Origin of the sequence: Bacillus cereus (genome assembly GCF_002567495.1) — a bacterium.
In the GTDB taxonomy this organism is placed as follows: Bacteria; Bacillota; Bacilli; order Bacillales; family Bacillaceae_G; genus Bacillus_A; species Bacillus_A cereus_AQ.
The window spans coordinates 22,522-28,823 of the sequence record NZ_NVAP01000004.1; the positions used below are offsets into that span (position 1 = coordinate 22,522).

The window sequence follows — 6,302 nt, forward strand, 5'->3', positions numbered from 1 at the left end:
ATATACCTTATATTTTTATTGTAATAAATAAATTTTCATGTAAAATGAACCTTTTGTGAAAAACGAGCGAATATAGTGTGAAAGATCACGAGAGGGGAACGAAACTTTGGATGAAGTACAATTAAAAGAATGGCTATATAAAATGGAGTCTGGGGACCAAGAAGCCTTTCAGATTATTTATGAATATACATGTAAAGATATTTATAGAACAGTAGTATTTTTAGTAGGAAATCAAAACCAAGATGTAGACGATATAGTTAATGAGGTGTACATCAAAATGTGGAAGTCCATAACAAACTATGATATGAATCGTTCCTTTCGTTTTTGGTTACATGGACTAGTTGTCAAGCAAGTACAGGATTGGCGGCGTAAATCGTGGCGACGATTTCGAATCTTTGAAAAGAAAAAAATGTATGAACAAAATCGGTCTTACATAATGGATGAAGCTATTTTACATAAAGAAACACGAAGTGAATTAGTAGAAGTTGTACAAAATTTATCTTATAAACATCGTGAAGTAGTTATTATGCGTTACTTCCATGAATATAGCTTGGATGAAATTGCTGCACTTCTTCAAATCCCTATTGGTACAGTGAAATCTCGACTACACACAGCACTAAAACGATTAAGAATGGAAATGGAACAAATGCCAAACGAAAGGGAGGAAGAAGTAAATGGATTTTGAGAGATATGTAACGAATGAACTAAAAAGAAAAGCAGAGAGTCTAGAGCCGTCTCCAAATCTAGATAATAAAGTGCAAAACTCTTTTTATAAATACCAACAGTTGAAAATGAAAAGGAAGGTTTCTATGAAGAAAAAGTTATTACTTGGCTTTGTAGCGTCGGCTATTTTAATACCGACTGGTACTTTTGCAGGTACAACATTAATGGATAAAATTGTAGGGACACCAGAAAAAGCAAGACAAGATATGGGAATGACTGAGGATGGTTATAATGGCGTAATGGAACGTATAGAAATTGCTAAAAGTATATTTACAGAAGAGGACTTTGATAAGTATGTAGCTTTATTACAGGAAACGTACCATTTTTATAAGAAAGTAAGTGTCGTAGAGAATGGTGAGAGACAATATACAGCTACAAATCGTCTAAATGCTGATGAAGAAAAGAGAGATATAGAGGTAATGGAACAATTACATACATATGAAGAAAGAATAGATCAACAATTTACCTATACATTTGAACAAGCTGAAAAAATAACTGGTTTTCCAATCAAGCATCCAACGTATATTCCGGTTGGACATCAATTAGTATTTGAAGAAGTAAAAGCAGAAGCGACATTAGACAAACCAATGCCGTTGATTTCGATGAGATATGAAAAGCGTAATGTAAAGAAAGAGCCACATACTTCAGATGTAGAATTAGGTTTTACAATTCATCAATTAGAAATCGTTGAGGGAGAATATAAAGATTATTTTCTTGATAGACCATTTGATAAACCATCTAAAAGAGGACATAATTTTACTGGAGATATAAAAAAATATAAATTAAATGGCTATGACGTAACATTCGGTGAGTATAAAGAATCGAATGTACGAGCTATGAAAATAGTGGTGCCTGCAAAAGAAGGGGAAAAAGCATATCAAGTCTATATTAATGGTAGTATGCTTTCTAAAAAAGAGCTTGAGAAAGTTTTACTTTCGATGGTTGAATAATAATCGTTGGGATTGGAACTGGGTGCACATTAGCACCGTATACAACAACAGCAGTTTTAAGTGTGCCGATTGAAAAGTCAGGCGTTGCTGCAAGTATATGTAATATTTCTAGAACAGTTGGAAGTATTGTTGGGGTAGCGATACAGGTGATGTTTCTAAATCATCAGTTGTTAGTTGAAAAAGAGAAGATAAATAGGGAAGTAGTGACTGTGATTAAAACAAGTGATTTGTCAAATTTAGAAAGGGAACAAGTATTGCAAGCGATAAATAAAAAACAACAGATATTATTAAAAACTGATGAGGAGAGCAAGATTTACAAGCAACTAAAGGAGAAATATAAGCAAGGAATTATTCGTAGTTATAATTTAGTATTTCTAATGGGTAGTACTATATTTTTTATCGCTTTTGCTTTTAGTATAGGAAGAGTCATAATAAGTAAAAAGAGAAGTAAAAGAGTAATACATCATACTTCATAATATTATTATGTAAACAAAAGAGCCTTTATACTAAACTGCTAAATAATCCATATAACATGCATGTTTACTTAGCAGTTTGAAAAATATTTAAACAGTTAAAAAAGCGGAATACTTTGCGGAAAGTTAAAAACATTTTTCGGATCATATTTCGCTTTTACTTCCATTAATCGGTCAAAGTTGCAACTGAAGTATGCATCTGGCCAATTTTTAATGGAAAGGTCAGGTGTATTAACGTAGACACCCTTTGTAAAGGGGAACATTGCCAAACGGAAATCTTCAACCCATCGAATACTTCCACCAGCACCTTCTGGTTGCCCCCAAGTAGCGAATATTGACATGTTTGATAGTGCTTTTCGGTAAAAGTAAGCAGTCGCCTCATTTGGCACCTCAGCAACAGCACCGCCTAATCCGTGGAAAAATACGGAGGTGGTGGAAAAGGGAGGTGGGTTATTAATAAAGTGATCGATAATGGATAGTCCTTCTTCTGGTAGTAGTTCATACACATATGGACCTACACTTTTAAATGGTAAAGGTGTTGCAGGTTGCTTCTCAGCTATTTTCGCTGCTGCTTCTGCCCATGGTATTTCTTCGATAGTTACTTGTAAAGGTGAACCGGCTTCTAATAATGGCTGTAGTAGCGTCTGCAATTCTTGAACAGAACCGAGAAATACACCTTGCATTAATAAAGATGCTTCTAATCCTGCGGACATAAAAAGGGTAGTTGTAAGTCGTTTATCAGCGCAAGGTAGTGTGTATTTTTGCCAAGAGTTTAATACGTCTTTTAAGTCCAATATCCCCCAGCTTATTTCTGCAAAGGCTACCGTATTAATTTTGTGTGTTCGAAATTTGAACGAAGTACATATTCCGAAGTTACCACCACCAGCACCGCGCGAAGCCCAAAAGAGATCTGAGTTACACTTGGCGTTAGCACGTATGATACAACCGTTTGCGTCTACCATTTCTAATTCAAGTAAATGATCGAGAGTTAATCCGAATGGACGAGAGAGGATACTATGTCCACCACCTAAAGTAACACCTGCAATACCAGGGGTGGGACAAACTCCATTTGGCACGACTAATCCTTCAGCTGCAAGAGTTTCAATTAAAGAGATATTTCTCCATCCAGTTCCGATCGTTACAGTTCCGTTATTGTGATCTATTTCTAATTGTTTCATTTCACTTACATCAATTACAAGACCAGCATTACTGACGGATAACGCTTCATAATTATGACGTCCAGAGCGCATACGTATAGGAACGTTATGTAGCCTTGACCAGCGAACAGCATTTACGACATCCTGCGTATTTTGAGCAAAAACAATGATTAAAGGGAATTTGTTGAAGAATGTGTTGAACTCCTCACGTGCTGAATTATAATCGGGATCAGTAGGTGTAACGATACGACCAGTAAGTTCAATTTTTTGATTACTCATTTCAGCTTTCTCTCCTTGACGTGAAATATTTATAGTGTGGAAATGCCGAAAATAAAGAAGAACTGACCATACTTTATAAGTAAATGAATAAAGGAAGAGGATTATTCCAATAAAGAAAAAGGAGTGCTTCATATGTAGCACTACCTTTCTGTAACTATATGTATGTACTTAAAATCTCTCCGGGCAATCCATCAATCTCACAAACCTTCTCAGATGTAAAACCGGCGCTTAGTAAAATTTTGCGAGAAGGGATATTATTCGGATCAATAATTGCTTTTATTACGTTTATATTTGTTTGTTTCGCTATATTCATTAATTCCTTTGCGACCTTACTACCATATCTTTTTCCCCAGTGCATTGGCAAAATCATATACCCGATTTCAGCTTCTTTTACATTCGCTTCATTTACCGTTACATGTCCAAAGCCTATATATTCATCTGTAATAGAGTCATACACTTTATAGGAGCCGAATAGTTGATGGTTTGCATTGCGTATTAATAATTTTTTGAAGTCATTTTGCGCCTCATCTAATGGAATAGCGCGCTCAGTAATTTGTGCCATTACTTCTTCATTTGATACAAGCTGGAAATATAAATTGAAATCAGTTTCTTCAAATTTAGTAAAATATAACTTTTGCATAGTATTCCTCCAAACTAATTTGTAATTGTTCTTCAGAAAAGAAAAGAGTAAGTTAAATCGTAATTTCTATTTGATTGCCTTCCGGATCGCCTATTACACTTTCATAATAGCCATCTCCAGTAAAACGTGGTCCATTCAATACAGGATAACCAGCATCTTTTAACACTTTTGTCAGTTCATTCACACGTTCTTCACTACCGACAGAAAAAGCTATATGAGCATAGCCGGTTATGTTTAGATTAGGCTTATTTTCAATCCCTTTTTTACGCATAAGTTCAAGCCTTGCTCCAGATCCGAACGTAATAAAATAAGATTCAAATTGTTTCATTTCATTATGATATAAAGAGTTTGCTTTACCGTTAAAGTATTTCATATAAAAATTACGCATGCTTTCTAAGTCATTTACCCAAATTGCGATATGTTCAATTTTCATAGGTTTCACCAATCCTATCTGTACCAATTAGGCTTCCACTGTATTAAATTTGCATTTGCATTGCAAAAATTTTGCTTCGGTGTTAAAGCTAGTTGTTAATTTTTAGTTATGTACGTACATACAATGTGTAATTAAGTGAATGGCCAACATAGTAATTACAGAAAAGGGTGAATGAAGCATATGAATCAATTTGAGCAAATGATATACGTTGGTGTCATCATGTCTATTGTACTATCCGTAATGATTTTAGGGTCCTTATATTATAATCCTCGACTTTCGTTAACTGATTATCCGAAAGACATTCAAAAAGTAGTTTTCCCAAAATCGATTCATGAAAAAAAGCAAACAATTTATTTTAATATTGTATATAATGCTATTCTTTTCGGTAGTCCTTTCATTTCTACATATATACTACATAAGCAAGAAAAATTATCGTATATTGATGCCTATTTTCACACTTTTGGTATTTTAATGATTTTCAATTTAGTAGATTTACTTATAATTGATTGGCTAATTTTTTGCTGGATTACTCCGAGGTTTGTTGTGATTCCTAGTACGGAAGGAATGAAGGGATATAAAGATTATAAGTTTCATTTAAGAGGGGCTATAGTCGCTACTCAATTTTTAGCAATCGTAAGTTTATTTTTGGCGGGAATTGCAACGACTATTTAGTGTGAAGAAGGGCATGAAGCTTTTATAAAAGATAAGGAGATTTATAATATATAGAATTAGAAATAAGAATTTGTTAGTATTGAAGTGAGGAGTTTTAATAACAGTATATTAAGCGGTATTAATATACTGTTGCAAATGTTTTGATATTATGTAAAATTATACAATTTTACAGAGGCATTTGATAAAATTCAAAAAAATATAATGGAGGCTAATATGAAAAAAGTAATTGGCGCAGCAACAGCAACTATTTTTGGATTGGGGGCGTTTACCACAACCGCTACCGCAGAAACAATCGTAACAGCAGATGTACTTAATGTACGTGAAAAACCGACTACAGAATCAAAAGTTGTCGAAAAAGTAAAGAATGGGCAAGAGTTAAAAGTCATTAATACCGAAGATGGCTGGTCAAAAATTGAGTTAAATGGTAAGGAAGTATTTGTAAGTTCGGAGTTTACTAAAGATGTGTATCATGTAACGGCAAATTTGTTAAATGTACGTACTGAAGCAAACACAGATTCAGAAATTCTTGGCAGACTAAAAAAAGATGATGTAATTGAATCAACGCATCAAGTAAAAGACGGATGGCTGCAATTTGAGTATAAAGGAAAAACAGCTTATGCAAACGTTTCTTTCCTATCAAGTACAGCACCAACTGAAAAGAAAACTGAAGAGAAAACGAAGCAAGTAGCGAAAGTACAAAAATCAATTAAAGAAAAGAAAGAAGTAAATACGCAAAAAGTAACAAAAGTACAAAAAGAACCGAAAGCACAAGAAATAGTAAAGTCTAAAGAAGAACCGAAAGTATCAGAGAAAGTAAAAGGTAAAGAAGAACCAAAAGCGCAAGAAGTAACAAAGCTTAAAGAAGAAGTGAAAGTCCAAGAGAAAGTAAAAATTAAAGAAGAACCAAAAGCGCAAGAAGTAACAAATCCTAAAGAAGAAGTGAAAGTCCAAGAGAAAGTAAAAGTTAAGGAAGAA

General features: G+C 34.0%; 7 protein-coding genes and 1 pseudogene. 5 read left to right on the top strand and 3 right to left on the bottom strand.

The features are described from left to right. The first annotated feature begins 106 nt into the window (after positions 1–106). From COK05_RS01695 to COK05_RS01705, 3 genes and pseudogenes are all read left to right on the top strand, one after another. Entirely contained in the window at positions 107–685 is a 579-nt protein-coding gene (locus COK05_RS01695) for a sigma-70 family RNA polymerase sigma factor (RefSeq protein ID WP_098611226.1), read from the top strand. Next, positions 675–1,673, top strand: a complete 999-nt coding sequence (locus COK05_RS01700; RefSeq protein ID WP_098611227.1) for a hypothetical protein — start codon at positions 675–677, stop codon at positions 1,671–1,673. Before COK05_RS01695 ends, COK05_RS01700 begins: the two co-directional genes overlap by 11 nt. Further along, positions 1,670–2,149: pseudogene (locus COK05_RS01705) on the top strand (drug:proton antiporter); the annotation flags it as partial. The gene COK05_RS01700 and the pseudogene COK05_RS01705, both read left to right, overlap by 4 nt. A 95-nt stretch (positions 2,150–2,244) precedes the next feature. Here the strand turns inward: COK05_RS01705 and COK05_RS01710 are convergent. The 3 genes from COK05_RS01710 to COK05_RS01720 all read right to left on the bottom strand — a co-directional run bounded on the left by COK05_RS01710 (position 2,245) and on the right by COK05_RS01720 (position 4,655). Beyond that, a complete protein-coding gene (locus COK05_RS01710; protein WP_098611228.1) occupies positions 2,245–3,582 on the bottom strand; it encodes an FAD-binding oxidoreductase in 1,338 nt (445 codons plus the stop codon). A 154-nt stretch (positions 3,583–3,736) separates the two neighbouring features. Further along, positions 3,737–4,222, bottom strand: coding sequence for a GNAT family N-acetyltransferase (locus COK05_RS01715; protein ID WP_098611229.1), 486 nt, complete (start codon positions 4,220–4,222; stop codon positions 3,737–3,739). 52 nt (positions 4,223–4,274) lie between these two features. Continuing rightward, entirely contained in the window at positions 4,275–4,655 is a 381-nt protein-coding gene (locus COK05_RS01720) for a VOC family protein (protein ID WP_098611230.1), read from the bottom strand. A 180-nt stretch (positions 4,656–4,835) separates the two neighbouring features. Between COK05_RS01720 and COK05_RS01725 the strand changes: the two genes are divergently transcribed. Together COK05_RS01725 and COK05_RS01730 are read left to right on the top strand one after the other, a co-directional pair. After that, positions 4,836–5,327, top strand: coding sequence for a nitroreductase (locus COK05_RS01725; RefSeq protein WP_141538857.1), 492 nt, complete (start codon positions 4,836–4,838; stop codon positions 5,325–5,327). 213 nt (positions 5,328–5,540) lie between these two features. Further along, on the top strand, positions 5,541–6,302 hold a 762-nt coding region (locus COK05_RS01730), incomplete at its 3' end, for an SH3 domain-containing protein (RefSeq protein WP_255290296.1).